Source organism: Actinomyces dentalis DSM 19115, from assembly GCF_000429225.1.
GTDB classification, from domain to species: Bacteria; Actinomycetota; Actinomycetes; order Actinomycetales; family Actinomycetaceae; genus Actinomyces; species Actinomyces dentalis.
In genome coordinates, this window is record NZ_AUBL01000034.1 from 23476 (window position 1) to 49868 (window position 26393).

Genomic DNA, 26393 nt, shown 5'->3' on the forward strand with positions numbered 1-26393 from the left:
CCGACGGCGGAGGGGCAGGATGGGCGCATGAGGATCCTGCTCGCCGACGACGCCGCCCTGCTGCGCGAGGGTCTGGCGGGACTGCTGGCCGCCGCCGGCCACGAGGTGGTCGCCCAGGTGGCCGACGCCGACGCGCTGCGCACCGAGGTCGCCCGGCTGGCGGCGGCGGGCGAGCTGCCGGACGTCGTGGTCACCGACGTGCGGATGCCGCCGACGAGGACCGATGACGGCCTGAGGGCCGCCGTCGACCTGCGCGCCGCGCATCCGGGGCTGCCGGTGGTGGTGCTCAGCGCCTACGTGGCCGGGCCGTATCTGGGCGAGCTCATCGAGGGGGTCGACGGCGCGGTCGGCTACCTGCTCAAGGAGCGGGTGGGGCGCGTGAGCGACTTCATGCACTCCCTGGACGTGGTGGTCTCCGGCGGCATCGTCATCGACCCGGAGGTGATGGCGCACCTCATGGCGTCCGCGGCGGGTGCGGTCGGAGCCGGCGCGACGGGGCCGGATGCGCCGCGAGCGCTCGCGGCGTCGGGCGTCTCGGGCGCGCCGGATGGGGCGGGCCCAGCGGGCGCACCGGATGGGGCGGTCGGGGCGGGCGAGTCGATCGCGCCGGGCGCATGGGACGCGCCGGGCGCAACGGGCGCGGTGGGACGCGGCCCGGCCGCGGGCGCGCCCGCCGACCCGCCGAACCGGGGGCTGGAGAGGCTGACCCCGCGGGAGGCCGAGGTCCTCACGCTCATGGCGGAGGGGCTGTCCAACGGGCGGATCGCGCAGCGGCTGGTGGTCTCCGACGGGGCGGTGGCCAAGCACGTGGCCAATATCTTCCTCAAGCTGGATCTGCCGCCGGGCGAGGAGAACCGCCGCGTGCGGGCCGTGCTCGCCTGGGTGCGCGCCCACGCCTGAGCGCCTGGCCGCGGGGCCGCCCTGCCCCGGCCCGCGGGCGGCCGCGATTCGGCGCGTCCGACCGATGCGCCCATCGTAGGCTGATCCTATGCGTCTCCACGTTGCCGATCACCCGCTCATCGACCACAAGCTCTCCGTCCTGCGGGACGCCGCGACGCCGTCGGCGGTCTTCCGCCAGCTGGTGGACGAGCTCGTCACCCTCCTGGCCTACGAGGCCACCCGCGACGTGCGCACCGAGGAGGTCGAGATCACCACGCCGGTGGCGCTCGCCCGCTGCCGCCGCCTGGCGGAGCCGCGGCCCATCGTCGTGCCGATCCTGAGGGCGGGCCTGGGCATGCTCGAGGGCATGACCCGGCTGCTGCCCACGGCCGAGGTCGGCTTCCTGGGCATGAAGCGCGATGAGGACACCCTGGAGGTCGAGACCTACGCCAACCGGCTGCCGGACGACCTGTCGGGCCGCCAGTGCTTCGTCATCGACCCCATGCTGGCCACCGGTCACACCCTCGTGGCCGCCATCGAGTACCTGCTCGAGCGCGGCGCCCGCGATGTGACCGCCATCTGCCTCATCTCCGCCCCCGAGGGCGTCAAGCAGGTCGAGGAGCGGGTCGGGGGGCGCGCCAATGTGACGGTGGTGACCGCCGCCGTCGACGAGCGCCTCAACGACCGCGCCTACATCGTCCCGGGCCTGGGAGATGCCGGAGACCGCCTCTACGGCATCGTCGACTGAGGGCCGGCCCGCCCGGGGCGGCCGGACGATGCGGTCCGCGCGGCGCCGCCCGGTCCCGCGGCCATGGCGCCGCCCGGTCCCGCGGCCGGGGCGTCCCGGCCAGGACCCCGCCCGCCCGCCGGCGCCATGGTGCGTTCGCCCCACTGCCATCGGGGGCCGGTCCTTCTAACCTCGCCCCATGAGCTCCCCGGACCCCGCGGCGACGCCCCGAAGCGTCCGCATTCTGCGCATTGTCGTCATTGTGGTGCTGGCCGGCGGTCTGGCGCTGGCGGCGGGGATCGGCATCGGCCGGTACGTCATGGGCAGCCGCATCGCCGACGTCGTCGGCCACAGCCTGCCCGACGACGGCTGGGCGGACGGCGCCACCCGGACGTGGGAGGCGGCCATCGCCCCGGACGCCGAGGTCTTCTCCGCCGGCGGGCGCCTCATCGCCGTGACGCGCGCGAGGAGCGACGACGCGAACGCGACGCTAACGGCCTACACGATCGAGGACGACGGCCTGTCCGAGGCGTGGTCGACGACGGCGGACCTGTCCCGGGGCACGACCCCCGGGGACCTGCCGGAGTTCATCGAGTGGGGCGAGGGGCGGGTCGTCCACGGCTCCACCGTCATCGACCTGGCCGACGGCGGGACCTCGCCCGCGCCCTGGGCGGACGACGAGCTCCCCATGGCGGCCGGGGACACGATCATCGCCTGCTCCGTCTCCCTCGTCTGCCGGGCCTGGCGCGCCGACTCCGCCGACCCGGTGTGGACCGTCTCCCTCGACGAGTCCGGCTGGACCGCTCCGAGCGCCAACACCACGCCGGTGTACCAGCGCGGCAGGGCGCGGTACGTCATTCTCGCCCTCCACGACGTCGTCAACCTCGACACCGGCGAAAGGGTCGAGTTCGACCTGCCCGCCTCCCGGGGCTACTACGTCCTGCCCGCCTCCAACGGCTGGCTGGTGCACATCGGGGTCAATGACGACTCCGGCACGGGGGCCGCCGTCTACGCCTACGACCTCGACGGCGGCAGGCCCTTCGACTCCTACCCGGACACTCTTCCGGCGGGGACCCTGGAGCACTCCATCCTCGCCCGGGGTCCGCACTCGCGCTCCGACTACCGCTCCCTGTGGGGCGATGGGGACAGGAGCCTGCTGCTGGCCGCCTACTCGACGACGGGCTCGTGCATCGACTCGGTCGACGTGCCCGACGTGGGCCTGCTCGTGGTGCCGACCTTCTCGAAGCACTCCGAGCCCGGGGTCGTGAACGCCTCCGTCCTGTGCGCCGGGGAGCTGCGCATGTCCACCGGCGGACGGGTGATCATGGGTCTTGAGAGCGGCGGGCTCGACCCCGACGACTTCCTCTTCCTGCTCGACGCCGCCACGGGGGAGCAGATCGCCTTCGAGGGGGTCGACGTCGCCGCCGGGGGCCGGCTGGAGATGGTCGAGCCGGGCCTGGTCCTGGGCTACGACCCGGCCACCGGGACGGTGAGCGCCTTCGCCCCGGCCGGCTGAGGACGGCCGGCGGGCGGGCCGGATGGGGAGCCCATTACCTCGCCCCCGCGGAGAAGGCCTTCTAGCATCGGACCCATGAGCGCAACCGCCCCGATCCCCCCGGCGAGGAGGGGCCGTCCGGCCCGCGGCCCCCGCGCGATCATCGCCGCGGTCGTCGCGGGCGTCGTCACGCTCGCCGCCGTCATCGGGATCGGGTGGATCGTCTCCGCCAACAGGCGCGCGATCAGCGGCGCCGAGGACCTTCAAGGCCGGCCGCCCGTCTCCGGCTGGGCGGCGGGGGCCGTGCAGTCCTGGCAGACGCAGATCGACGGCGGCGCCGAGGTCTTCTCGGCCGGGGATCGCGTCCTGGCCCTGACGCGCAAGACCGCGCGCGACAGCGCCGCGACGCTGACGGCCTACACGATCGAGGACGGCGGCCTGTCCGAGGCCTGGACGACGACGGCGGACCTGTCGCGGGGCGCGCTCACGCAGGACTATCCGCAGTTCGTCCGCTGGGGCGATCATCATCTCATTCACGGCTCGACCGTCATCGACCTGACCACGGGAGACACCTCTTCGGGACCCTGGCCGGCCGACGAGCAGCCGATGGTGGCCCAGGACGTCGTCATCGCCTGCTCGACCGACAACAATTGCGCGGCCTGGCGCGAGGGGTCCGACGAGCAGCTGTGGAATACCTCCATCGAGAATGTCTCCGCGTTTATCGGTCTCGACAATAATTCCCAGACCGTCTACCGGCGCGAGGGCGTGCGCTACGTCATTCTCGCCTTCCACAGCGCGGTCAACCTCGACACCGGCGAGCTGGTCTCCTTCGATCTGCCGTCCCTGAAGAGTTACTATCTCGTGGCCGCCGCGGACGGCTGGGTCGTGCACTCCACGGGCAGCGGCTCGGTGGTCTACGCCTTCGGCCCGGAGGGCGGTGAGGCGATCGACACCTATACCGATGAACACGACGATGAATCCATCGCCTTCTGGGTCCCGGATCCCCTGCCGCTGTCCGCCTACCGCGCGGCGTGGCGCGACGGCGACACGAGCAATATCGCGGTCCGCTTCACCCCCGACTCCGACGAATGCATCCCCCGGATCGACGTCGTCGGCGGCGCCTCCATAGCCATGCCGGACCTGACGTCGACGAATGGCCCCGACTCCCCAACGACGAAGAGGACCTGCATATCCAGGTTGCGCGTCCCCGCCGACCGCTCCCTCCTCATGGCCTCGATCCCCGCCCGGCTGGAATCCAACTCCTTCTCCTTCCTGTTCAACGCCTCCACCGGGGAGCAGATCGCCTTCGAGGGCATCGACGTGAATGCGGGGGGACAGCTCACGCTGGTTCGACCGGATCTCATTGTCGGCTACGACCCGGCCACCGGAACGGTGAGGGCATTCGCCCCCAAGAGCTGAGGATTCCGGCGCGGGCTCAGCGCTGCGGGGAGCCGGCCGGTCTTCGCCACGAAGAGCCGAGCAGCCCCTGCCCGCGCCCGCTGCGGGCCCCGCGATCTCGTAATATCGTGCTCATGACCGACGCCGCGCCCTCGAACCGCACAGCATCCACCGGCCCCCGCTACCGCCCGCGCACGGTGCTGGCGGCGGCCCTGGTCGGCGTCCTCGTCCTCGCGACGGTCATCGGCGTCGGCTGGTTCCTGTCCGCCGAGCGCCGCTCCGCCCGCGGCGCGGAGAACCGCTCCCCCGCCGCTGCGCCCGACAACGGGTGGGTCAATGGCGCCGCCGTCCGCTGGAGGACCTCCATCGGGACGAACCGGGAGATCGTCACGGCGGGCAATCACCTCGTGGCCATTGAGCGCTCCACGGCGAGGGACTCGAACGCGACCCTGACCGGGTACACGATCGGCGACGAGGGCCCGACCGAATCCTGGACGCAGACGGTCGACCTGTCCCAGGGGGCTCTCGACGACCCGGAGTTCCTCCCCTGGGGCGAGTCCACGCTCGTCCACGGCACGACCCTCATCAACCTGAACACGGGTGAGGTTTCGAGTGCGCCCTGGGACGCGCAGAAGCCGCCGCTGCTCGCCGACGACATCATCGTCAACTGCGACTCCACCGACTCGTGCCGGGCCTGGCAGGAGGGGAGCACGGAGCCGCTGTGGAGCGCCCAGGTGTCCGGCGCGTCGCACCATATCGACAGCAATCTCCCGTCCCTCCTCCCCACGTACGTGCGGCAGGGTAACCGCTATATCGTCCTGAATATGCGGCGCATCATCAATCTCGACACCGGGAAGGAGGTCGAGCTGAACCTGCCCGCCCTCGAGGACTACTTCATCTCCGCGGCCTCCAACGGCTGGGCCGTGGCCGCAGTGACGCGCGACCACAATGACATCAGTCACGTATACGAGTTCGACATCGACGGCGGGGACTCCACCGACTCCTACGCCATCAAGGCCGGCCTCTCCAACCGCGGAACCGCCTTCATCTACAAGACCTCGCCGCGCTCGCTGTCCGATTACCGGACGCTGTGGAGGGACGGCGACTTCAGCGAGGTCCTGGCCCTCGGGCACGGAGACAGCAAGTGCACGACCTCCATCGAGGTCCTGGGCGGCCCCACCTTCGACGTGCCGCAGACGAAGGCGGTGATCCCGAGAACGTCGTCCGGCTCGGCCATCTCAGCATCCTCGTCGCAGTCCGGCTGCCCCGAAATCGGGAGCTTCGCCACATCATCGGACCAACGGACGCTCCGGGTCGTGGCGCAGGGCAGGGCCGGCGTCAACTCCTTCCACTTCCTCTACAACCTGGCCACCGGCGAGGCGGTCTCCTTCGAGGGGATCGACGCCACCGATAACAGCCAGCTCGAGCTCGTCAGATCCGACCTGGCCCTGGGCTACGACCCGGACGACGGCGAGGTCTACGGCTTCTCCCCCGCCGGCTCGCGCTGACCCGCCGTCCGCCGACGGTGGCCCCGCGGCGCGCCCGGGCCCTGGTGGCCAACGCGGCCGGCCTGCCGGCTCGCGCGGCTGCCGGCTCGGGCGGGCATTAGAACGGCGCGACCGCGGAGGCGACGAGGTTGCTGCACGGCAGCGGAGCGCCCCGACCGAGCGCCCGGCACCACTCGTCGGTGGCGGCCACCGCGGCCCAGTTGGAGTGCAGCAGCGCCATGAGCGTGGCGTGCACCGCTCGGGCGTCCGCCTTTCCGGCGCGGTTGCGCAGGTTCACGGCACCGACGGCGTCCGAGAGCACCTCCGTCGTCAGGCCGAGCGTCTCCCCCTGGGCCGCCGAGGCCAGGATGCAGTTGTTCGCCATGAACCCGACGAGCGTCACGGTGTCGACGCCCCGCTCGCGCAGCCACGGCTCAAGGCCGGTGCCGGCGTAGATCGATCCGTGGCGCTTGACGACGCGCTTCCATCCCGGGGCGCACCGGCCCTCGATGCGCGGGCAGAGTTCGAAGCCCCTCCCCCCGGGGTCGAAGACCGGCCCTCCGGGTCTGCCCGCGTGCTGCACGCACACCACCGGGATGCCGGCATCGGCTGCCGCGTCGAGCGCCCGCTCGATCCGATCCAGGCAGTCGCTCAGGCGCGGGAAGCGGATGCGCAGCGGGAGCCGGGCGTACTCGCGCTGCACGTCGACGAGGATCAGCGCTCTGCGAGGATCGGGCCGAGGGCCTCGTCGCGATTCGTCCTGAGAAGCGGTCACGGTGCCTCCAAAGCTGCGGCGCGCATCGGCGCGGTTACGGTGTCTCATCCAGGGTGCCCGGGGGCTCCAGCGCCCGCCAGTGGCGCATATGCTGTTCTTCGATGGTTTCACGCCAAGGAGGCGGCGGCACATCGACGTCGCATCGGCATCGGCGGCGCACACGTGGGAGGTCATATGCGGATCGCCGTCTACGCATTCGACGGCGTCACCATGTTCCACCTGTCGATCCCCCAGATGGTCTTCGGCACCGTGAGCCGGCTGGGTCTGGCGGACTGGCGGGTCTCGCTGTTCACCACCGGCTCCGAGTCGGTGAGGCCCGTCGAGGATCCCGCCGACTCCACGGCCTCGGCGCCTTCACCGACCACCGCCCCCATCCCCTCGCCGACCACCACCTCCATCCGCACCTCGGAGGGCTATATCCTCAGCGGACTGGGCGGTCCGGAGTCGGCGCAGGAGGCCGACGTCGTCGTGGTCCCCGCCTGGTTCGCCGACGGTCGCGCGGCAGAGGACTCACTGCGCTCGCTGCTGAAGGAGGCTCACGACCGGGGAGCGAGCGTCGTCGGCCTGTGCCTGGGCGCGATCCCGCTCGCCGAGGCCGGCCTCATCGGCGGACGTCGGGCGACGACGCACTGGCGGGCCTTCGAGCCGCTGGCACGCGAGCACCCGGAGATGCGGCTCGACGAGTCGGTCCTGTACGTGGACCACGGCGACGTGCTGACCTCGGCCGGTGCGGCGTCGGGCCTGGACGCCTGCCTTCATCTGGTGCGCGCGCGGCTGGGGTCGCAGGCGGCCAACGAGGTCGCGCGCCAGCTCGTCATCGCGCCGCACCGCGAGGGCGGACAGGCGCAGTACGTCGAGCGGCCGATGCCGCGGCACCCCGACGACGACGCCATCGGCCGCACCATGGCCTGGGCGCTGGAGCGCCTGGCCGAGCCGCTGACGGTGAAGCGGCTGGCCTCGGCCGCGCACATGAGCACGCGCTCCTTCATCCGCGCCTTCCGAGAGGCGACGGGAACCGCGCCGGCGGCCTGGGTGCGCGCCCAGCGCGTGCGCGAGGCGCAGCGCCTCCTGGAGAGCACGGGGCTGGCGATCGAGCAGGTGGCCGCGGCCTGCGGCTTCGGCAGTGCCGTGACGATGCGGCAGGTCTTCGGGCGGGTGCTGAGCACGACGCCGTCGGCCTACCGACGCCGGTTCCGCACCGCGTCCCCGCGCTCCCCCTCGCCGAGCCGGGCGAGTCCCGCGCAGTCCCGCAGAAATACCGCCCGGACGCGCGACAACTGACCGGCGCGGCGGACGACGCGCAGAGCCCCGCGCACGCGGAGCCACCATCGGAGTCGGCGCTGGCCGCCAACCCTCCGGTATGATTCTGGTATGACTCAGAAGATCGCGGTGAGCCTTCCGGACGAGCAGGTCGTCTCCATTCGCCGTGCAGTCGAACAGGGCAGGGCGCCGTCGGTATCGGGCTTCATCAGCGCGGCGGTTGCTCATGCGCAGCAGGAGGACCGCCTCGCACAGCTGTTGGACGAACTCGACCGCGAACTCGGCCCCGTCAGCGACGCCGACCTGACGTGGGCGGACAAGGCACTGGGTCTGGCATGACCGCCGCCAGCGGGAAGAGCGCGAAGGGCCTGACCCTGGACACCGGCGCGCTGCTCGCGCTTGAGCGCGGGAGCCCACGGGTTCGCGCTCTTCTTCGGCGGGCCTTGGAGGCCGGCCTGCCCCTGAGCGTGCCGGCCGGCGTCGTGGCGCAAGCCTGGCGGGGCGGCCCGCGGCAGGCCCGAGTCGCACGGCTGCTCGCGGATCCCGATGTGAGGGTCGTGCCGCTGGATGACATGACGGCGAGGGCCGTCGGCCTGCTGTGCGGACGAAGCGGCCACCGGGACATCGTCGACGTCCACGTCGTCCTGGCGGCGCAGGAGCAGAGGCACACCGTTGTGACCTCCGACCCTGAGGACCTGCGCGCCGTTCACCCGGGCCTCCCGCTGATCGAGGTGTAGACAAGCACCGCCGCGGCCCGGGATCTGGGCGTCCGTGGGGCACCCGGGCCCGGCCCGCATCAGCACGGGAGTCGGCCCGGGGGCGTCGCGGGTCCGGTCCCGAACCCCGCCGCCCCCGACCTGCCCCGGCCGGATCCGCGAGCACGTCACTTAACCCGCGAGCACGTCTGCTAGAGGTACGTTCTCGCGGGTTGAGTGACGATCTCACGGGTTAAGTGACGTGCTCGCGGGTTACCCGACGATCTCGCGGACCCGACCTGGAGCGGGACCGGCCGGGGCGGGGCGACGTCGACCGGGGCGAGCCACCACGGGCCGGGGCGGGGCGACGTCGGCCGGGGCGAGCCACCACGGGCCCGGGCGGCGCTCCGCCCGTGAGCGGGAGTCCGCTCAGAAGGCCGGGATGACCGAGCCGTCGGTCCAGGTCTGCTCGATGTAGGCCTTGAGCTCGGGGGAGTTCATGAGCCCGGCGAGCTTGACGAGGTGCTCGTTGCCCTTGTCGGCCGTGCGCACCACCAGCTCGTTGGCGTAGGGGCTGTGCTCGCCCGGCTCGAGGACCAGGGCGTCCCGGCTGGGCACCAGACCGGCCTGGAGGGCGTAGTTGCCGTTGATGACGGCGAGCTCGGCGTCGGCCATCGAGGCGGCCACCTGGGCGCCGTCGACCGTAACGAGCTTGAGGTTCTTCGGGTTGGCGGTGACGTCGAGGTCCGAGGGGATCTCGACGGAGGGGTCGAGGGTGATGAGGCCGGCGGTCTGAAGGAGCTTGAGCCCGCGGGCGGTGTTGGCCGGGTCGGAGTTGAGCACGACGGTGCCGCCGTTGGCCGCCTGGTCGACCGAGGTGTAGCCCTTGGAGGTGTAGATGCCCATGGGCTCGATGTGGACGTCGGCGATCGAGACGAAGTCGTAGCCCTTCTCCTCGATCTGCTGCTTGAGGAAGTTCGGCGTCTGGTAGAAGTTCGCCGCCAGGGACCCGTCGTCGAGGGAGGTGTTCGGCGTCTGGTAGTCGTCGATCTCCTTGATGTCGAGGCTGAGGCCGGCGCCGGCGGCGAGGTTGTCCTGGACCCACTGGAGGATGGTGACGTGCGGCTGCGGGGTGGCGCCGATGGTGATGGTGGCGACGCCGTCCTTGACCTCGATGCCCTTGACGGAGCCGTCCGCGGAGCCCTTGGAGCCGCAGGCGGTCAGGGCGAGGGCGACGGCGGAGACGAGCGAGCCGGCGAGGACGGAACGGCGGGTGATGGAGGGGCGGATGGAGCGGGGCATGGTGATTCCTTCTTCTTTCGGGCCGGTGCGGCCCTGGGCGGGGCTCCCGGAGGAGCGCGGTCTGAAGTGGCGGAGCGGTGCGCACCAATGGGTCTGGTGACGACCCGAGTCGCGGCGGGACCGGTGACGGCCGGGGCCGCGGCGGCCCCGGTGGCGATCCCGGGGCGGGTGCGCCGAGCCTGCGCTTGCGCGGCGGCGCCGCGGGCGGGGACTCCGGCTGGTCGGGGCTCGGCTCTCGCCGTCAGCGGTGGTCGACCAGCCGGCTGAGCATGTCGCCCATGACCTGGATGGCGCCGACGATGAGAACGATGAGGACGACGACGATGACCATGACGTCGGTGTCGTTGCGCCGGTAGCCGTGCTGGATGGCGAGATCGCCCAGGCCCCCGCCACCGACCGTGCCGGCCATGGCCGTGTAGCCCAGGAGGGTGATGATGGTGACCGTGGCGGACTGGATGAGGGTCGGCAGGGCCTCGCGCACGAGGACGCCCCAGGTGATCTGGGTCCCCGAGGCGCCCATCATGAGGGCGGCCTCGACCTTGCCGTGGTCGACGTCGTTGATGGCGGTCTCGACCAGGCGGGCGTAGAAGGGGATGGCGCCGATCGTCAGGGGCACGCAGGCGGCCCCCCAGCCCAGGGAGGTCCCCACGAGGATGCGGGTCAGCGGGATGAGCGCCACCATGAGGATGATGAAGGGCATGGAGCGGCCGATGTTGACCACCTGCGAGAGGACCTCGTAGACGACGCGGTTGCGGTGCTGCCCGCGCGCGCCGGTGGTGACCAGGGCCAGGCCCAGGAAAAGGCCGACGACGATCGTGATGAGGCCGGACACGAGCAGCATCCCGAAGGTCTCGAGGGCCGCGGGCCCGAGCTTGCGCGTAATGGCGGGGTTGAAGAACCAGGCGCCGTCCGACTTGGCCGCCAGCAGGGCGGCGCCGGTGAACAGGGTGGCAGTGCTCATGCGCGCACCTCCGCGGTGACGCCCGCGCCGGTGAGGACCGCGACCGCGGCCTCCGCCCGGTCCGCGGGGATGGTCAGGGCGAGCCGCCCCACCTGGGCCCGCCCGAGGGTCTCGAACAGGCCGCCGGCGACGTCGGCGCCCTGCTCGGCGGCCAGGGCGAGGACCCGGGCGGCGGCGGGCTGACCGGGGCGGGCGGTCAGGGCGACGTCGATGACGGCGTCGTCGGGCCCCACCGATCCGGCGGGGACGGCGGGGGCGGGGACGAGCTCGCGGGACAGGCGGGAGGCGACGTCGGCCACGACGTCCTCGATGGGCCCGGACTCGACGACGCGGCCCGCCTCGAGCAGGCTCACGGAGTCGCACACGGCGCGCACCACGCTCATCTCGTGGGTGATGATGACGACGGTGACGCCCAGGCGGTCGCGCACGTCGCGGATGAGCTCGAGGATGGAGCGGGTGGTCTCGGGGTCGAGGGCGCTGGTGGGCTCGTCGCACAGGAGGACGGCGGGCTGGTCGGCCAGGGCTCGGGCGATGCCCACCCGCTGCTGCTGGCCGCCGGAGAGCTGGGCGGGGTAGGAGGAGCCGCGGTCGGCCAGGCCCACGAGCTCGAGCATGCGGGCCACCGTCTCGTGGCGCTCGCCCTTGGGGACGCCGGCCATGGCCAGCGGGTAGGCGATGTTCTGGGCGGCGGTGCGCTGCTCCAGGAGGTTGGCGTGCTGGAAGACCATGCCGATGGCGCGGCGGGCCTCGCGCAGCTCGCGGGCGCCCAGGGCGGTCAGGTCCTGGCTGGCCACGCGCACCTCGCCGCTCGTGGGCCGCTCCAGGGCGGTCAGGCAGCGCACGAGGGTGGACTTGCCGGCCCCGGAGGTGCCGACGACGCCGTGGACGGAGCCCGCGGGGACGTCGAGGGTGAGGCCGTCCAGGGCGCGCACCTCGCGCCCGTCGCGCAGGCGGTAGTGCTTGTGGACGTCGTGGAGCCGGATCATGGGCTCGGCGCCGGGCGGCTCGGCACCGGCGGGCTCCAGACCGTCGACGGCTGGACCGTCGGCGGGTCCCGGCCCGTCGTCGGCTGAGCGGGCGCCGTCGTCCGTCTTGACGTCAAGGGGGCCGACGCCGGGCGGCTCGGCCCGGCCCGCTGGATCTTCGCTCACGCACTCCTCCATCGATCCTGGCGGAAGCACCCTCACCGCGAAGCGGGGGTTGCTGCAACGTCGTCGAGCCAGGTCTCTCGGCTGCTCTGGATGGTCCAGGACAACGGTAGGCGGGTGCGGGCGGACGGGCAAACCCCCGCGACGGGAAGGGACGAACGTCACGCCCTCTTCCGGGCGGGGCGCCGGTCGGGGCGGAGGCCCGCCTCCGACCGCCCGTGCGACGGGCGCCGCCGGTGCGCGCCCCGCCCGCGGCGCCGGGCGCGCCGGACGAGGCTCCGGGCGGGACTGAGGTGCCACAATCGCCCCATGACCGCGCCGACGCCGCCGACCCGCCCCCAGCTCACCGCCGACATCCTGGGCGGGCCGTGGGTGGCCCGCCGGATCCCCGTGACCGAGTCCGACGCCGCCCCCGGGGCGGATCACGCCGTCCTGGTCCACCAGCGGGGGGCCGTCCCGGCGCCCGGCGCCGCCCCCCGCCACGACCGCGCCGTGCTCTACCTGCACGGCCGCAACGACTACTTCTTCCAGACCTGGCTGGCCGACGCCCTGCTGGAGGCCGGCTACGAGTTCTACGCCCTGGACCTGCGCACCTGCGGTCGGGCCGGGGCGGGCTACTGGTCCCCGCACGACGTGCGCGACCTGCGGGTCCACGACGAGGAGATCGGCGAGGCGCTGCGCATCATCCGCTCCGAGCACGGACACGGCGCCGTCGTCCTCAACGGGCACTCCACGGGCGGCCTCCAGGCGGTCATCTGGGCGAAGGACCACCCCGGCGGCGTGGAGGCGATCACGCTCAACTCCCCCTGGCTGGACCTGAACTCCTCGGCGCTCGTGCGCTCCTACGGGTCGGCCTGGGTGGACCTGATCTCCCGCTGGGACCCCGAGCGGATCATCGACAATCCGGACGAGTCCAGGGCCCTGCGGGCCGCGGGGCTCGAGGCGGCCGCGGCGCGGGCGGCGGAACTGCGGGGGCCAGCGGCGCGGGCGGCGGAACTGCGGGGGCCAGCGGCGCGATCGGCCGACCGGCGGACGGAGGGGGCGCCGGCTGCGCCGCCGCCGGCGGACGCGGCCCCGCGGGACCGCGCCGGGGATGCGGACGCCGACCCCGGGCCGATCGAGCTCGACATGTACGCCCGCGTCCTGCACCGCCGGTGGGGCGGGCCGTGGGACTGGGACCTGACCCTCAAGCCCTCCCCCTCCTTCCCGGTCCGGGCCGGCTTCATGGCGGGGATCCGGCGTCTGCAGCGCGAGGTCCACCACGGGCTGGGCATCGGGGAGCCCGTCCTGCTGTGCTGCTCGACGACGACGGTGGGCAGGGGCGCGAGCATCGAGCAGGCCCGCCACGGCGACCTCGTGCTCTCGGTGGAGCAGATGGTGGCCCGCGCCCCCTTCCTGGGCGACGACGTGACCGTGCGGCAGATCCCGGGCGGCGTGCACGACCTGGCCCTGTCGGACGCGGCGGCGCGCGAGGAGTACCTGGCGGCCCTCACCGGCTGGCTGGTCGCGCGGCTCGGCCGGGGGCCTGCGCGCGCGTGAGGGTCTGCGAGCGCTCGGCGGCCAGCTCGACGAGGGCCGGGGCCAGGGCGTCGCTCACGCGCTCGACGACCTCCAGGGTGGCGGCGAAGTCCTCCATGGTCCCGTACCAGGGGTCGGGCACGTCCAGGGCTGCGGGCGGGGGCGCGCCGCGCCCGGCCGCGAACTCGACGGTGGCGGGGTCGAACTCGCGGAACAGGCGGATGCGGCCCGCCTCCGCGTCCGGGCCGTCCCCCGGGGCCGGACCGTCCCCCAGGCCCAGGCGGTCGGCCCGGCGCAGCAGCGCGTCGCGGTGGCGGGAGGTCATGGCGAGGATGAGGTCGCTGTCGACCAGCTCGGCGTCGGAGATGCGGTGGGCGCGGTGGGCGGCGATGGCGCGCGACACCGCGCGGGCGACGTCGTCGGAGCCCCGGCCGTAGCCGTGGTCGGCGAGAATGCGCCGGGCGCGGCGGTCCATGGGGTTGCCGTGCTCCTCGTCGGAGACGCCGGAGGAGGTCACCGCCACCCCGTCGACGCCGTCGTCGGGCACGCCCGCGGCGGTGAGGCGGTCGATGAGGACGACCCGGGCCATGGCCGAGCGGCAGATATTGCCGGTGCAGACCATGGCGATGCGGTAGGGGCCGGTGGGGCTCATCGAGGCGGGCAGGTCGGTGGCGGTGATCGCGGGTGGCACGGGAGCAGCGTCTCGCGCCCGGCGCCGCGATTTCAAGACGGGCGGGGCGCGGAGGGGCGCAGTCCCCGCTCATGGGCGGGGCGCCCGCCTCGGCCCTGGCCGCCGGGCGCCTGGTCGAGGCAGTCCCCGCTCACGGGCGGGACGCCCGCCGCGAGCGCTGCGGGGCCCGCCCGGCGGGGCGCCGCCCGGGCCGGTGGCGGCCCCGCGGCGCGGTCCCCGCCCTGGCGGGGGAATCGGCGCGGCATGATGGGCCCATGGCACGACCCGCCCGCTTCACCGCCGACGGCATCCTCGACGCCGCCGCCGTCGTGGCCGCGCAGCGCTGGCGCGAGGCCACCGTCGCCGACGTCGCCGCCCGGCTGGGCGCGCCGCCGGGCTCGGTCTACTACCGCTTCGCGAACAAGGACGCCCTGTTCGGGGCCCTGTGGCTGCGGGCGGTGCGCCGCTTCCACGTCGGACTGCTGGAGGCCCTCGCCCTGCCGGACCCCGGGGCCGCGGCCTGCGAGGCGGCCGCCCACGTCCCGCGGTTCTGCCGCGACAACCGGCTCGACGCCATCGCCATGACGCTGTACCGCCGGCAGGACCTGGTCGCGCGCGTCGACGGCGAGCTGCGCCGCGACGTCGAGCACGTCAACGACGCGGTGCGGGAGGCGACGGCGGCCCTGGCCCGGGCCCGCTTCGGCCGCGCGGACCCGGACGCGCTGGCGCTGGTGGTCGTGGCGTGCCAGGAGGGCCCGTACGGGCTGGTGCGCCGCTACCTGCGCACCGACGTCGATATGCCCGCCTGGCTGGAAGACGCCATGCGCGCCTCCTGCCGGGCGATCCTCGCCCTCGGGGACGGACGCGGACCGGGCGCGCGGGGGTGAGCGCCCGCCTTCCGGGCGGCCGACTCCGTCAGGGGCGCGCGGGCGGAGCCGCCCGCGGCCCCTCCCCCGGCAGCGACCGGCGACGGGCGGCAGCGGCCGGCGACGGGCGGCGCCCGCGCCCCGGCTCAGTGCCCGCGGCGCCTGGCCCTGGCCCGGGTGCGTCTGCGGGCGCGGGCGGCCTCGCGCTCGGCCCGGCGGTCGGCGCTCGCGGTGCGGGCGGCCTGCGCCGCCCGGGCCTCGCGCTCGGCCTTGACCGCCTGCTGCGCCGTCGTGCTCGTACGCGGCCGGGCGGCCTCGCGCGCCGCGAGCCGCAGTGCCCGCTTCGGGTTGATCCGCCGCGGCTGCCCGGCCCGGGTCTCGCGCACCCGCGGGGCCCGCTCCACCCGCTCCAGCAGCTCGGATCCGTGGGCCAGGAGCCAGGCGTGGAGCTCGACGTCGGACGGCTCGGCCCCGAAGACGACCCGGGCCGCCCGCACCCGGCCAGCGTCGTGACGCTCGAGCACTCCGACCCAGAACCGGCCGTCGAAAAGAACAGTGAAGATGGTTGGCATTTTGTCTCCAGGTACGCCGAGGCGGACCCGGTGACGCCGGATTCTCCACGTCGGGGGCGACGGGAGCGACGAGTGCCCCGCGGGGCGCCGCCCGGACTTCCCACCGGGCCGTGCGGTTCGCGCACCAGGAACTGACGGCGCCAGGGTAGCAGCCCGCCGACCGTCGACGTGGAGATCAGGCCGAGGAGGGGGTCGACCCGGAAGACGATCCGTACCCGACCAGGGGCGGAGCGGCGGAGGCGGCGGACTGCGAGGACGGCGCGGGCGCGGGAGCGGCGGCTCCCGACGGGACTGCGGGCGCCGACGGAGCGACGGGGGCCGACGGAGCGGCGGCCTGCGGGAACGGCGCGGGCGCGGCGGCGGGCGCGAACGCGCCTCCGGCGAACCCGGGTGCCCCTCCTCCCATTATCGGAGCGGGGGCCGCGGTCATCACGGTGTACATCCGCCCGTCCGCGCCCAGGACCTGCTGCGGGACGGCGACCGGGGCGGGGGCCGCGACCATCACGGGGCCGCCGACATTGACTCCGGGAGCCGGCATCCCCGCGACGGGAGCCGGAACTCCCGCGAACCACTGCCCCACCGATGGCGCCCCGGCCATGAGCGCGAAGACGAGGACGATGACTGCGACTATGATGCCGGGCACCATGACGGCGGGGTAGAAACGATGATAGACATCATTCACGAGCCAGACATAATTCAGGGCGACAGCCGCGGCCCAGGAAATCGCCTGACCGGCGAGCAGGCCGGCGTAGGCGCCGCGGGAGCGCCTGGATCGCAGCACCACGATCGCCCCGATGCCCAGAATCAGAACGATGGCGTCACAGGCGTAGACCGCCATCATCATCGGGGGGACGCCCGCCTCCATGACGCCCCTTCCGAAGAGCGGGTACCCCATGAGGGCGTGGATGACGTTGAAGAGGCCGATGGCGCCTGCCACTATGCAGTACGCCAGTGCGGCCTCGGACAGCTGGAGCGGCTTGGGCGGAATTCCCGCGCCCCCGGGCCCGCCGAGCAGGTTCATGATGAAGGCGCCGAAGAGCGCGACCGCGGTGATCACCGCGAAAATGACCGTCGTGGTGAACTCCGTGTCGCCGTCCACGGACACATAATCATTTTGTGTGATACCAATCACATATGTTGTGACATGGGGGCCGACGGAGAACAGCACGACCGCGGAGCCCGCCGCCGCCCGGTGCCGCAGGCACAGGACGAATCCCACGATGATGTACCAGATGTCCCCGAAGAGGAATTCCATTATGAAACGGGCGAGGGCGCCATCGCCGAAAAGAGGCTGGTAGGGGCTCCGGAGATACAGCGCTATGAAGTTCGTCAGGGCCAGTCCGGCGAAGACGGCGGCCATGGCCTCCACACCGGAGCCCCGCCTCGCCGGGACGGCACCCCCGCTCGGCGGCCAGCCCGGCGCGGTCGGGGGCGGGTTGTAGACGGGCGGCGTGGAGAAGTTCCCCGGTGAGACAGTCACGGCATTCATGATCGCAGTACTCCCCACGACCCACAAGAGCAGTACTCCCCATGGCCGACGAGTAGCGGCGCTCCCCGGCGCGCCGTCCGGGCGGCGCTGCCCGCCGTTGCCGATGGGCGGCATCAGCCCCCGTCCCCCGTGCGCCGCCCGCGCCGGTCCCCGGGCCGGGGCCGCGGTCGGGCCCGCGGACTCGGCCCGAGGCTCAGGCGTCCCAGAAGTGCTCCACGTCGACGGCGCCGCCGCCCGCCTCGAAGTCCTCCCGCACGGCCCGGCGCAGATCGGCGTCGTGCAGCCAGTCCAGGGCGACGGCCGCCAGCCCGTAGGCGCCGTCGACCGCGGCGGCCTCCCCCGTGGGCGAACCGGCCGCCCGCGTCATCTCGCGGGTGTGCAGGGCGACGTCGGGGGAGTCGGCGACCCCGATGAGCGGGTGGATGCCGGGCACGCGCTGGGAGACATTGCCGAAGTCGGTCCCCGCGGCCACCGTCTCCGGCACGACGCCGGCGGGCAGCGGGTCGCGGCCGCGCTCGCGCTGGGAGCGGACCCAGGCGGCCGTGAGCGGGCCGTTGGCGCGCACCGGCATCTCGTTGGTGTAGTCGGGGACGATGATGCGCACGCCCGTGCCGCTCATGAGGGCGGCCCCGCGCAGGACGTCCTCCACGCGCCCCACCAGGTCCTTGAGGGTCTCGGGGTACTTCGAGCGGACCATGAGGGACAGCTCGGCGCGCTCGGGGATGATGTTGGCGACCTCCCCGCCGTCGACGACGACGGCGTGGACGCGGTCCCACGGCAGGATCTGCTGGCGCAGCAGGCCGATCCCGCTCAAGGCGAGAGTGGCGGCGTCCAGGGCGTTGCGGCCCATGAAGGGCTGGGAGGCGGCGTGCGCGGGCACGCCCGTGAACACGGCGCGCATGCGGCGCACGCCCAGCCAGACCTGGTCGGCGACGTCGCGGGCGTAGGCGTGGGTCTGGATGGCGGCGTCGACGCCGTCGAGCATGCCGGCCCGGACCAGGCGCTCCTTGGCGGTGTCGCACTCCTCGGCGGGGGTGGTCTGGAGGATGACGCGGCCGGGCGGGGCCGACTCCGCCCACTGCCCGCGCCGGGCGAGGTCGGCCAGGGCGAGGAAGGCGCCCACGGAATTGGCGCACATGACGTTGTGCCCGCAGCCGTGGCCGATGCCGGGCAGGGCGTCGAACTCGGCCAGGACGGCGATGGCGGGGGCGCCCGCCGGGCCGATCTCGGCGCGCAGGGCCGTGTCCATGCCGTAGACGCCGACCTCGGGCTCGATGCCGCACTCGCGCAGGAGGCCGGCGACGGCGGCGGCCGCGCGGTGCTCGTGGTAGCCGACCTCGGGGTGGGCGTGGATGTCGCGGGACAGGGCCGCGATCCGCGGCGCGAGCCCGGCCAGGGACCGGGCGAGCGCCGCGCGCAGGCGGGGCGGGGCGCCGTCGGACTCGGCCAGGACGGCGGCGGGGCCGACGACGCCGGCCCGGACGGCGGTCTCGGCGGCCATGCGCGCCTGGACGGCGCGGGAGGGCTCGGTGGGGCGGGTGAGGTCGCGCACGGGGCCATCATGCCCCGCCCCGGACGGCCACGGGCGCCGCGGCTTCATCTGGCGGCCGTCCCAGCGGACGTCGCCGCCCCCGGTCCGAGTCCTCACCGCCGGAGACGAGGCGCCCGGGCGGGCGGGGAGAACACGATCCGCCGCACGCCGCCTGAGCCATACTTGAGGGCATGGCCCCTGCCCGCCCGTCCTTGAACGTCCCCCGGGCGCGCCGCGCCCTGCGCACCGGCCTGGCGGGCGCCGTCGTCCTCCTGGCCGTCGCCGCCGCGGCGCGACTGGTGTGGCCGAGCGGCCTCCACCTCGCCTTCATCCCCGACGACGCCGGCAACGCCCTCGGCACCGCCGAGGCCACCGGCGGCGACTTCCCCGAGGACGTGACGGTGCCGAGCATCCTGCCGATCCTGGGCCTCCGGGCGCTCAGCAGCCTCGTCCGGCGCAAGATGGACCTCGACGCGGGCGAGGACTGGGCGACCGGCGGACACCGGGCCGACGACGGCGGGTCCGGCGGCAATCGGGCGGTCGGCGGCCGCGCCGGAGACGGCCGGCCCGGCAACGGCCGGCTCAGCGCGGGAAGACGGGTCGCCGCCGTCCTGCACCTGGCGGTGGCCGCCCTCGTCCTGTGCCTCGGGGGCCGGGCGGCGACGGTCTGCGCGCGCCGGTGGGACACGATCGCCCGGGCCACGGGAATCGGCGTGACCGAGCTCCTCCTCATCGCCCTCATGGTGATCGGCCTGTCGCTCGCGGCCGCCGCCGGCGCGCTGGGCAACGCCCTGCACACGGCCCGCGGCGACGACCCCTCCCCCGGCGGGCGATGGCGCCCCGCGCGGTGGGCGGCCGTCGCCGCCCCGACGCTCGTCGCGGTGCTCGTCCTGGCCGGGAGCGCGGCCGTCGTGCAGCTGCGCAGCCCGGAGGACGCGCCCGCCACCCAGCGGACCGCCGTCGGACTGCCCGCGAACCCGACCAGTTTCTCCCCCGAACCGGCCTGGAGCCGGGACATCGCCGAGCTCACCGACGTCGTCGCCGGGGCGGCCGGCCCCCTCATCCTCACCCCGGACGGCCTCCAGGGCCTCGACCCCGCCGACGGCTCGCCGACCTGGACCTTCCGCCGCGAGAACATCACCCTGGCCTGCCCGGAGGAGGACGCCGAGAAGCCCGTCGTCGGCGACAGGCCCTGCCTCATCACGAGCCCCGACCGCAGTCACGCGGCCCTGCGCCTGCTCGGGCCCGGCGCCTTCCTCAAGGGCGCGCCCGAGTACCAGACCGTCGTGCTGGACACCGTCTCCGGCAGCCCGGTCATGGAGCATCTGAGCGAGGGCGGGCGGCTCCAGCTCACCGACGACGCCGTCCTGGACGGGCGCAGCGCCTACAGCCTGAAGGACGGGTCCCTGATGTGGACGCTGCCGGAGGAGGACGACTACCCCCGCCCCGACCACTACACCGGCCCGGCCGGCCACTCCTCCTTCGTCCTGGAGCTGTCCGACCCGTCCCAGGACGAGGGCTCGGGGGCGGTGACCACGACCCTGACGGTGGCCCCCGAATCGGACCCCGCGGCGGCGCGAACGGTCGACGACGTGCTGGCGACCGTTCACTACCACCTCGTGCTCAGCAACGGGTGGGGCACCGTCCTGGCCGACGGCGGGGCCCGGGCCGTCGGCCTCGACGCGCTCGCGGGCGTCGAGGGGGCCGATACCGCCACCGCGGACCTGGGCCCGGCCGTCGCCGTCAACGGCCGGGCGAGCCTGTCGACGAACCTGCTCGTCACCGTGCCACCACCGCCCGAGGGGACCCAGTGGGAGATCGACTCCTATGATCCCCCCGGCCCCGAGCCCGGCATGGTCGCGGCGGTCTTCGATCCGGCCACGGGCGCCGTCACCGAAGCGGCCCGCACCCCGGGTCTGGCGGCCGCGAGAGTCGGCATTGCGCTGCACGAGGCGGGCGACGGCGTCGAGACCCGCCTCACGATCACACCGGGCGACGGCGGCGCCGGCGTGAGCCTCCCGGTGGACGGCACGACCTCCTGCCTCGCCCCCGGCCGCAAGTCCTTCAACCCGTGGCTCGCCGACCTGGAGCGGGACCGGCTGAATCACAACGAGTCGGGCATCACCGCCCTCGGCGCCCCGGGGGTGACGCTGGTGGTTCAGATCACGGGCGAATCGGTCTGGTCACGCAACGTCCGGCTCCTCGCCTTCTCGGCGGGCGCCCCATGAGCCCCGCCCCGCGCCCGGCCCTGCGCCTTCCGCGCCTTCTGATGGCGTGCGCGCTGGCCCTCGCACTCGTCCTCGCGCCGAGCGCCTGCACGCCGGGCCGAACCGACGCCGTCGTGACGACGATCTCCGCCCAGCGCGCCGAGGAGGAGAGCGCGACGGCCAGTGCCGACTGCACGAACGCCCTCGAGACCGGATCGGGGACGGTCGCCCTGCTCTCCCTCTCCTCGACCGCGTCGCGCGACTCGACCCTGGTGGTCAGCCGGGACGCGGACGACCGGATCCAGTGGGCGGTTCTCATCGACCGGCCGACGGCGTGCATCCGGGCCCTCAGCGACTATCCCGGTAAACCGCAGGACGGGGCCGAGAGCATACTGGACAACACCATGGGCAATAACCCCGTCTCCTACGCGGTCCTCAGTCCCGACGGCGCCCGCCTGTCCCTCATCCTCCTGCCCGAGGCCGTCGGCGACGTCGCGCAGCAGCGCACCGAGGTGGTGGTCCTCGACACCGCCACGGGCGGTCTCGTGCGGCGGGCCGAGGTCACGGGCCTCGTGCTGGGGCAGGCGCTCACCGATGACGCCCTCGCGGTCCAGACCGCGCGGGCGCCCTTCCCCGGCGGTGCCGGCCAGGGCCTCATCAGCGTCTTCCCCCTGGGTGATCCAACGGCACCGGGCTCCTCCTTCCCCAGCGGGCAGTGGCTCGCGGGGGCGGGCCGGACATCCCTGCTCCTGTCACCGCAGAGCATGTCCCTGGGCAACCAGAGTCCCAGCGGCATCCCGGTGACGCTCACGGCCGTCGACGTCCGGGGAACCGAGGTCGCGCGCATCGCAGGCATCAGAGAACTTCGGCCCGATCGCACCGTATTCGTCTTCACCTCCCCGGCCGACGCCGCCCGGCGGGCCGTCGAGCCGCCGTCGGCTGAGAATGATCCACATCCGTACGACGTCGAGGCGAGCCCGGTTCCACTCGATCAGCTGGCGCCCTGACCCTCCCGACGGTCTGGACAAGGCGGGAGAAGTACTCGTCGGCGATTCGTTCGACGTCATCACTGTCGAGAATCGTCAGAACATGATCGAGATAGAAGTCCTGGGGACGGCGCCGTCGGGCGCGCGCAATGTCCTCCCAGCGGCCCTCCCGCGTTTTCACCCGGAAGTAATTCACCCAGGCCAGATAGATGTTCTTGGGAACCCCGGGAAGCGGCCTGCGCGCCGACGTCCCGTCCGGATCGACGCTGAGGAAACGCGTGGCGACCCGAGAGTCGGCGCCGCGCCCGGTTGCGGCTATGACGCCCACGTTACGCGGTTCATTGGCAACACGGTCGGCCACATGCTTGACAACGTAGAGCTCGGTCATTCGAAATCGCCTCCATCACTGAAGAGAAGATCTGGGCCGCTCGAGACAGAGCGACTCGTGCGATCCTCGCGTCGAGTGCTGCGAGTCGGCCGACCCGCCCGGGTCGTCCTCATGGATGGGGATGAGATCCGTAACCGTCATCCCCGGCATGCGCCTCAGAGCCATGCGTCTCATGGCCGCACCTCCCGCACGCACCGCGAGTCGGAGGCGATCGACGTCGAACCGCAGCATCGCGGCCCCCTGATCAGTTGGCGGGTCATGAGGCGACTCTACCCCGGCATCACCGCCGAAGGCCCGTTACGGCCACCTCCGTCGTCGTTCTCCGCGAGATTCTGCGGTTCCCCATCCGCCGGCAAAACGCTCGACGGCGGACTCCCCGGGCGGGCATCATTCCGCTCAACGAGATCGCACCGTCAGAAGGAGTCCCATGTCATTGCCGCACCGGGGCGCATCGTCACATGATGGGCCCATGCACACCACGATCGATCTGTCTCCCGCGGCCCACGAACGGATCAAGGCGAGCGCGGCGGCCCGCGGCGTGTCCATGTCGCGGTTCCTCAGCGACGGTGTGCAGGCCCACATCGACCAGATCGCCCCACCGGAGCCACTCCACCTCGACCCACTCACCGGCCTGCCCACCATCGAAAGCAACCAGCCGATCAACTCGCGGAAGACCCCCAGCCTCCTCACAGACAACGACTGAACAGCCGACCCGGGCGCCAGCGCCCCATCACCCCCGACCGACCACGGGCATCGCGAACGCGCCCGCGCACAGCCGGGCGCCCCACAGCGTCCCTCACCCCGTACCGCGCAGAGGGAAGTATGCGCAAGTAAACCCTGCTCGCCCGCGGCGATCCTCCGCGGAAGACCACCATAGGCGCAGGTCGTGCAGGACGGTCAGGTCCTGGCCGGGATCGTCGGCCGCGGCGATGAGGTCGCCCTCGAAACCAGGGGTCAGGACCCCGGTGAGGCCAGCACGTCCGATGGCGGCGGCCCGGGAGGCGGCAGCGGCAGCACCTCGGCGCGAGGCGGGCCACGGCCTTCATGAACATGGTGTTCTGGGAGGATCGTTCCAACCCGCACTCGATCGCGCCGCCGTCAGAACCGCGGAATCACAAGGAAATCGCCGAGCGCATCCGATGTGTCGACCCGAACGATCCTCCCAGGGCGCCAAAACCGAGATTCGTCGGGACCTCCGACCGCTCCTGACGCGTCATGTGAACGGATCCGGGCGGCCGCTCCTGCGGTGAACCGCCGCCCTCTGAACGAGCCTTCTGACTTGCCCAGATCGACTTCGCGACGATCCCGACGGCAATGCCCATCAAGCGGCGTGAGAATGATTCGCAGCCCCTGCCCTCGTCAACTCATAAGGATCTTCATCCCGCATTCCCGGAGAATCGATTCCTTCATCCGCCATCAACGCCTCGCACATGACCCAACAGACACCATGGAAGGCGGTCCCGGCGTCCGGTGCTACCATGGCCCCATGACCGACTCCATTGCGATCGCACGGCTCAATGCCGAGGCCGCACGAGTCGTCACCAACATCACATCCGATGTCGCGAATCTCGAAGAAGGCAGTACCGACCCTCCCGGTCGTCCTCATGAGTTCCAGTCGGTGACCCGCAGCACAGCAGGAGTTGACGCCCAGGGCGGGAAGGATGCTAAGCGCCATCGACATGAAGATGAGAAGATGACTGGCGATACGGACCGCTGGATCGTCTGCTTCATCGATGTCCCGCGAAGCCGCTACGAGGAGGAGTCCCGATGAGCATAGGCACGTTCGCATTCATCACGATCACGCTCTTCATGATTCACGAGTTCGACGAGATCATTTTCATCCGTCGGTACATCGACGAGCATGCGAACGATGAGCGCTACGCGTCGGAGATGTTCATCGCGGGGGCGGGCAGTTACCCGTCGACCGAATCGATAGCAGCGAAGATCTGCGAGGAGTTCATCGTCTCAAGTCTCATCCTATCGGTCGGGATTATCCTGGGCTCGGTTGAGACCATAGCCGCCACCTTCATCGCCTACGCCCTGCACCTCGTCGCTCATATCCGCGAAGCCCTCGTCTTCCCCGGATGGGCGCCGGGGAGCCGGACCGCCGTGTTCACTTCCCCACTGGTGGTGGCGACGCTGGGGATCGCATTCGTCACATTCCCTGTCAACTACCCACTACTGGCCATTCTCACGGTCGTAATCGGCGCCGCACTGCTGATGAACCTGGGGTTTCTGCACAGAATGACGGGCAAGATCGACGAGTCGATTTCGAAGGCGGCCTGACAATCGCAAAGTTTCCGGGTGTTCGGTCATCCGATGCGCGGGGCTCGGGTCAGACGATCGATCAGGCGGGACTCCGGATGGCGAACCCTGCGGCGTCGGCTGCCGATGGCGCCTGGATCTGACGCCACCAGGCGCCGATCCCCGTTTCGACCACGCGCTGGCCGGCGACGACGGCGACCGCCTCGCGCCTGTGCCCGCGGTGGGTGCCGATGACGGTGAACCACGGTTCGATGGTGGCGGCGCGCAGGACTTCGCAGCCCTCGGGATCCTGGGCGAGGTGCGAGACGACGGCGGCCAGCGGCACGGGCCATGTGCCCAGGTCGATGCCGGTGTCGGCGTGGGCCTCAAGGAGTTCGGCGACGAGGAGCATGACGACGTCGTAGGAGTCGGCGCGGGACCAGGTCTGCTGGAGCATCCGGGACAGCGTCGCCGCCTGTCTCAGGACCTGCTCCTGCTCGGGTGTGGCGGTGGTGTGCGCGCTCATGGCGTCCTCCTCGATGGCCGGATGTACTCGGGTCACGAGAAGTGTGAGCTCGGCGTCGTAGCTTGCTGGTAGCTCGCGCGTGCCGAGCCCGGATGCGGGTGTTGATGGCAGACTGGAGGCATGGCGCACAGGAACGACCTGCCCGACTGGATCGTCGAGGCTCTCCAGAGTCTTGGCGGGGCGGGGACGATCGTTGAGATCTCGCGGGCGGTCTGGGATCGGCACGAGGATGATCTGCGGGAGTCGGGCGATCTCTTCTACACCTGGCAGTACGACCTGCGCTGGGCCGGCCTCAAGTTGAGGAAGGCCGACGTCCTCCTCCCCGCTTCGGACGAGGAGCGCGGCGTGTGGCGACTCCGGGTGAGGTGACGCTGCTGAAGGACTCCGTAGGACGGCACGAACACCGTACATGTCGGCTCTACTTATCCCTCCTCATACTGTACTATCACACCAATCCGAATTCTCGAACCGACATTTTTGGCAAGAAAGATTCACCGTACCCTATAAATATACCCGAACACCCTCAAACTAACTCTTGACACCTCACTCTCGGTGACAACACGGTGAAAGGATCCACAATGGCTAAACTGAGAACCCTTGAAAAAGGCACGCAGAACGTACGGGTTCATGCGAGTGAGGTTGACTGTACATACCAGGTCGTTACGGGTGATGATGGGCGAACTTACCTTCATCTCTCAACCTTCGGTTCGGATAAACGGAAGAGCCATCCGAAGGTAAGTCAGACGATCCAGTTAGATCAAACCATTGCCGCCAAACTCCTTGAAGTGATCAAGAATACTTTTCCCGGCATCGGCAACTGATTTAAACGATAAGTCTTTCTTACCATGAAGGTTATTCTGGGTGTGTCCTGGGTCATTTCCGGGGGGCGATATGATGATGGCCCATCCCCGTGGGGTATCATGGGCGTCTGAGAAACAACAGCCATGACCCCGGAAGGAGTGGGCCATCATGATGGAGTGTACCACGGGATTGACCGATGATGAGTTCGACGGGCTGCTCGCCTGGCTGCGCGAGGAGGGGGTCGAGGGGTATCCGCCGATCCTGGGCCTGTCCGGGTCTTTGCGGGCGACTTTGATGTACCTGCGTCAGAACATCGTGCAGGCGGTGATCGGAGAGATCCTGGGTGTGTCGCAGCCCACTGTTTCGCGGGCCATCAAGGCCCTGACGGAGGCGCTCTCCCGGACCCTGGTGGTCCTGCTGCTCACGGCCGAGGAGGTGCCCCGGGACTGCGACTACGTGGTGGACGGC

27 protein-coding genes and 1 riboswitch are annotated in these 26393 nt (G+C 72.1%); of the genes, 18 read left to right on the top strand and 9 right to left on the bottom strand.

Going from position 1 to position 26393, the window contains the following annotated elements; genetic code table 11:
- The first annotated feature begins 27 nt into the window (after positions 1–27).
- The 5 genes from G446_RS0108690 (at position 28) to G446_RS0108710 (ending at position 6007) form a co-directional block, all read left to right on the top strand.
- Entirely contained in the window at positions 28–900 is an 873-nt protein-coding gene (locus tag G446_RS0108690) for a response regulator transcription factor (RefSeq protein ID WP_026409855.1), read from the top strand.
- 88 nt (positions 901–988) lie between these two features.
- Positions 989–1627, top strand: coding sequence for a uracil phosphoribosyltransferase (gene upp, locus G446_RS0108695; protein WP_026409856.1), 639 nt, complete (start codon positions 989–991; stop codon positions 1625–1627).
- A gap of 178 nt (positions 1628–1805) precedes the next feature.
- Positions 1806–3122, top strand: a complete 1317-nt coding sequence (locus tag G446_RS0108700; protein ID WP_026409857.1) for a hypothetical protein — start codon at positions 1806–1808, stop codon at positions 3120–3122.
- 75 nt (positions 3123–3197) lie between these two features.
- Positions 3198–4520 (top strand): hypothetical protein, encoded by a 1323-nt coding sequence (locus G446_RS0108705; RefSeq protein WP_026409858.1) that lies wholly within the window; start codon positions 3198–3200, stop codon positions 4518–4520.
- A gap of 113 nt (positions 4521–4633) precedes the next feature.
- Complete coding sequence (locus G446_RS0108710; protein WP_026409859.1) at positions 4634–6007, top strand: hypothetical protein; 1374 nt, start codon at positions 4634–4636, stop codon at positions 6005–6007.
- Between the two features lie 97 nt (positions 6008–6104).
- On the opposite strand, the gene G446_RS0108715 is transcribed toward G446_RS0108710, so the two are convergent.
- On the bottom strand, positions 6105–6689 hold the full coding sequence (locus tag G446_RS0108715; RefSeq protein WP_245574651.1) for an isochorismatase family protein: 585 nt from the start codon (positions 6687–6689) through the stop codon (positions 6105–6107).
- A gap of 246 nt (positions 6690–6935) precedes the next feature.
- Between G446_RS0108715 and G446_RS0108720 the strand changes: the two genes are divergently transcribed.
- From G446_RS0108720 to G446_RS0108730, 3 genes are all read left to right on the top strand, one after another.
- Entirely contained in the window at positions 6936–8042 is a 1107-nt protein-coding gene (locus tag G446_RS0108720; RefSeq protein WP_051285834.1) for a GlxA family transcriptional regulator, read from the top strand.
- A gap of 90 nt (positions 8043–8132) precedes the next feature.
- A complete protein-coding gene (locus tag G446_RS0108725) occupies positions 8133–8360 on the top strand; it encodes a ribbon-helix-helix domain-containing protein (RefSeq protein ID WP_026409862.1) in 228 nt (75 codons plus the stop codon).
- A complete protein-coding gene (locus G446_RS0108730) occupies positions 8357–8758 on the top strand; it encodes a PIN domain-containing protein (protein WP_026409863.1) in 402 nt (133 codons plus the stop codon). Before G446_RS0108725 ends, G446_RS0108730 begins: the two co-directional genes overlap by 4 nt.
- A 387-nt stretch (positions 8759–9145) precedes the next feature.
- Here the strand turns inward: G446_RS0108730 and G446_RS0108735 are convergent, their stop codons facing one another.
- The 3 genes from G446_RS0108735 to G446_RS0108745 all read right to left on the bottom strand — a co-directional run bounded on the left by G446_RS0108735 (position 9146) and on the right by G446_RS0108745 (position 12130).
- Positions 9146–10006, bottom strand: coding sequence for a MetQ/NlpA family ABC transporter substrate-binding protein (locus G446_RS0108735; protein WP_156916593.1), 861 nt, complete (start codon positions 10004–10006; stop codon positions 9146–9148).
- A gap of 253 nt (positions 10007–10259) precedes the next feature.
- Entirely contained in the window at positions 10260–10979 is a 720-nt protein-coding gene (locus G446_RS0108740; protein WP_026409865.1) for a methionine ABC transporter permease, read from the bottom strand.
- On the bottom strand, positions 10976–12130 hold the full coding sequence (locus G446_RS0108745) for a methionine ABC transporter ATP-binding protein (protein ID WP_425393880.1): 1155 nt from the start codon (positions 12128–12130) through the stop codon (positions 10976–10978). Before G446_RS0108745 ends, G446_RS0108740 begins: the two co-directional genes overlap by 4 nt.
- Positions 12131–12135: 5 nt before the next feature.
- A riboswitch (SAM riboswitch) is annotated at positions 12136–12227 on the bottom strand.
- Between the two features lie 209 nt (positions 12228–12436).
- Between G446_RS0108745 and G446_RS18780 the strand changes: the two genes are divergently transcribed.
- Positions 12437–13666 carry an alpha/beta hydrolase gene (locus tag G446_RS18780; protein ID WP_051285836.1) on the top strand — a complete coding sequence of 410 codons (1230 nt, stop codon included), beginning with the start codon at positions 12437–12439 and terminating at the stop codon, positions 13664–13666.
- Here G446_RS18780 and G446_RS16980 read toward each other — a convergent pair.
- Positions 13617–14297 carry a low molecular weight protein-tyrosine-phosphatase gene (locus tag G446_RS16980; RefSeq protein WP_051285850.1) on the bottom strand — a complete coding sequence of 227 codons (681 nt, stop codon included), beginning with the start codon at positions 14295–14297 and terminating at the stop codon, positions 13617–13619. The genes G446_RS18780 and G446_RS16980 overlap by 50 nt on opposite strands.
- 293 nt (positions 14298–14590) lie before the next feature.
- Here G446_RS16980 and G446_RS0108760 point away from each other — a divergent pair, with 293 nt between their 5' ends.
- A complete protein-coding gene (locus G446_RS0108760; protein WP_026409867.1) occupies positions 14591–15202 on the top strand; it encodes a TetR/AcrR family transcriptional regulator in 612 nt (203 codons plus the stop codon).
- A gap of 125 nt (positions 15203–15327) precedes the next feature.
- Here the strand turns inward: G446_RS0108760 and G446_RS0108765 are convergent, their stop codons facing one another.
- The 3 genes from G446_RS0108765 to G446_RS0108775 all read right to left on the bottom strand — a co-directional run bounded on the left by G446_RS0108765 (position 15328) and on the right by G446_RS0108775 (position 18842).
- Positions 15328–15753 (bottom strand): YjdF family protein, encoded by a 426-nt coding sequence (locus G446_RS0108765; RefSeq protein WP_026409868.1) that lies wholly within the window; start codon positions 15751–15753, stop codon positions 15328–15330.
- Between the two features lie 175 nt (positions 15754–15928).
- The gene (locus G446_RS0108770) at positions 15929–17233 is read right to left on the bottom strand and encodes a hypothetical protein (RefSeq protein ID WP_156916589.1); all 1305 of its coding nucleotides are present in this window, start codon (positions 17231–17233) and stop codon (positions 15929–15931) included.
- Between the two features lie 202 nt (positions 17234–17435).
- A complete protein-coding gene (locus tag G446_RS0108775) occupies positions 17436–18842 on the bottom strand; it encodes an amidohydrolase (RefSeq protein ID WP_051285840.1) in 1407 nt (468 codons plus the stop codon).
- Positions 18843–18964: 122 nt separating this feature from the next.
- On the opposite strand from G446_RS0108775, the gene G446_RS0108780 reads away from it, so the two are divergent.
- The 5 genes from G446_RS0108780 (at position 18965) to G446_RS0108800 (ending at position 24640) form a co-directional block, all read left to right on the top strand.
- Entirely contained in the window at positions 18965–21001 is a 2037-nt protein-coding gene (locus G446_RS0108780) for a hypothetical protein (protein WP_026409871.1), read from the top strand.
- A complete protein-coding gene (locus G446_RS18785) occupies positions 20998–21987 on the top strand; it encodes a hypothetical protein (protein ID WP_051285842.1) in 990 nt (329 codons plus the stop codon). The genes G446_RS0108780 and G446_RS18785 overlap by 4 nt, the downstream gene beginning before the upstream one ends.
- A gap of 836 nt (positions 21988–22823) precedes the next feature.
- Complete coding sequence (locus G446_RS0108795) at positions 22824–23057, top strand: hypothetical protein (RefSeq protein ID WP_026409872.1); 234 nt, start codon at positions 22824–22826, stop codon at positions 23055–23057.
- A 783-nt stretch (positions 23058–23840) separates the two neighbouring features.
- On the top strand, positions 23841–24125 hold the full coding sequence (locus tag G446_RS19970; RefSeq protein WP_156916590.1) for a hypothetical protein: 285 nt from the start codon (positions 23841–23843) through the stop codon (positions 24123–24125).
- Entirely contained in the window at positions 24122–24640 is a 519-nt protein-coding gene (locus G446_RS0108800; RefSeq protein ID WP_026409873.1) for an HXXEE domain-containing protein, read from the top strand. The genes G446_RS19970 and G446_RS0108800 overlap by 4 nt, the downstream gene beginning before the upstream one ends.
- A gap of 61 nt (positions 24641–24701) precedes the next feature.
- Here G446_RS0108800 and G446_RS0108805 read toward each other — a convergent pair whose 3' ends face one another.
- Positions 24702–25124, bottom strand: coding sequence for a hypothetical protein (locus G446_RS0108805; RefSeq protein ID WP_026409874.1), 423 nt, complete (start codon positions 25122–25124; stop codon positions 24702–24704).
- 120 nt (positions 25125–25244) lie between these two features.
- On the opposite strand from G446_RS0108805, the gene G446_RS0108810 reads away from it, so the two are divergent.
- The 3 genes from G446_RS0108810 to G446_RS0108815 all read left to right on the top strand — a co-directional run.
- Entirely contained in the window at positions 25245–25493 is a 249-nt protein-coding gene (locus G446_RS0108810) for a hypothetical protein (protein ID WP_026409875.1), read from the top strand.
- Between the two features lie 209 nt (positions 25494–25702).
- Positions 25703–25945 (top strand): hypothetical protein, encoded by a 243-nt coding sequence (locus G446_RS19310; protein WP_084779110.1) that lies wholly within the window; start codon positions 25703–25705, stop codon positions 25943–25945.
- A 148-nt stretch (positions 25946–26093) separates the two neighbouring features.
- The coding region (locus G446_RS0108815) for a transposase family protein (protein ID WP_026409876.1) at positions 26094–26393 on the top strand (300 nt) is incomplete at its 3' end.

Coding starts and splice junctions, on each gene's coding strand:
- G446_RS18780 (WP_051285836.1), top strand. CDS start 12,437: ATGACCGCGCCGACGCCGCCGACCCGCCCCCAGCTCACCGCCGACATC.
- G446_RS0108740 (WP_026409865.1), bottom strand. CDS start 10,979: ATGAGCACTGCCACCCTGTTCACCGGCGCCGCCCTGCTGGCGGCCAAG.
- G446_RS0108760 (WP_026409867.1), top strand. CDS start 14,591: ATGGCACGACCCGCCCGCTTCACCGCCGACGGCATCCTCGACGCCGCC.
- G446_RS0108780 (WP_026409871.1), top strand. CDS start 18,965: ATGGCCCCTGCCCGCCCGTCCTTGAACGTCCCCCGGGCGCGCCGCGCC.
- G446_RS0108705 (WP_026409858.1), top strand. CDS start 3,198: ATGAGCGCAACCGCCCCGATCCCCCCGGCGAGGAGGGGCCGTCCGGCC.
- G446_RS0108690 (WP_026409855.1), top strand. CDS start 28: ATGAGGATCCTGCTCGCCGACGACGCCGCCCTGCTGCGCGAGGGTCTG.
- G446_RS0108730 (WP_026409863.1), top strand. CDS start 8,357: ATGACCGCCGCCAGCGGGAAGAGCGCGAAGGGCCTGACCCTGGACACC.
- G446_RS0108700 (WP_026409857.1), top strand. CDS start 1,806: ATGAGCTCCCCGGACCCCGCGGCGACGCCCCGAAGCGTCCGCATTCTG.
- G446_RS0108810 (WP_026409875.1), top strand. CDS start 25,245: ATGGCGCACAGGAACGACCTGCCCGACTGGATCGTCGAGGCTCTCCAG.
- G446_RS0108710 (WP_026409859.1), top strand. CDS start 4,634: ATGACCGACGCCGCGCCCTCGAACCGCACAGCATCCACCGGCCCCCGC.
- upp (WP_026409856.1), top strand. CDS start 989: ATGCGTCTCCACGTTGCCGATCACCCGCTCATCGACCACAAGCTCTCC.
- G446_RS19970 (WP_156916590.1), top strand. CDS start 23,841: ATGACCGACTCCATTGCGATCGCACGGCTCAATGCCGAGGCCGCACGA.
- G446_RS18785 (WP_051285842.1), top strand. CDS start 20,998: ATGAGCCCCGCCCCGCGCCCGGCCCTGCGCCTTCCGCGCCTTCTGATG.
- G446_RS16980 (WP_051285850.1), bottom strand. CDS start 14,297: ATGAGCCCCACCGGCCCCTACCGCATCGCCATGGTCTGCACCGGCAAT.
- G446_RS0108805 (WP_026409874.1), bottom strand. CDS start 25,124: ATGAGCGCGCACACCACCGCCACACCCGAGCAGGAGCAGGTCCTGAGA.
- G446_RS0108720 (WP_051285834.1), top strand. CDS start 6,936: ATGCGGATCGCCGTCTACGCATTCGACGGCGTCACCATGTTCCACCTG.
- G446_RS0108765 (WP_026409868.1), bottom strand. CDS start 15,753: ATGCCAACCATCTTCACTGTTCTTTTCGACGGCCGGTTCTGGGTCGGA.
- G446_RS19310 (WP_084779110.1), top strand. CDS start 25,703: ATGGCTAAACTGAGAACCCTTGAAAAAGGCACGCAGAACGTACGGGTT.
- G446_RS0108725 (WP_026409862.1), top strand. CDS start 8,133: ATGACTCAGAAGATCGCGGTGAGCCTTCCGGACGAGCAGGTCGTCTCC.
- G446_RS0108800 (WP_026409873.1), top strand. CDS start 24,122: ATGAGCATAGGCACGTTCGCATTCATCACGATCACGCTCTTCATGATT.
- G446_RS0108775 (WP_051285840.1), bottom strand. CDS start 18,842: ATGAAGCCGCGGCGCCCGTGGCCGTCCGGGGCGGGGCATGATGGCCCC.
- G446_RS0108795 (WP_026409872.1), top strand. CDS start 22,824: ATGCACACCACGATCGATCTGTCTCCCGCGGCCCACGAACGGATCAAG.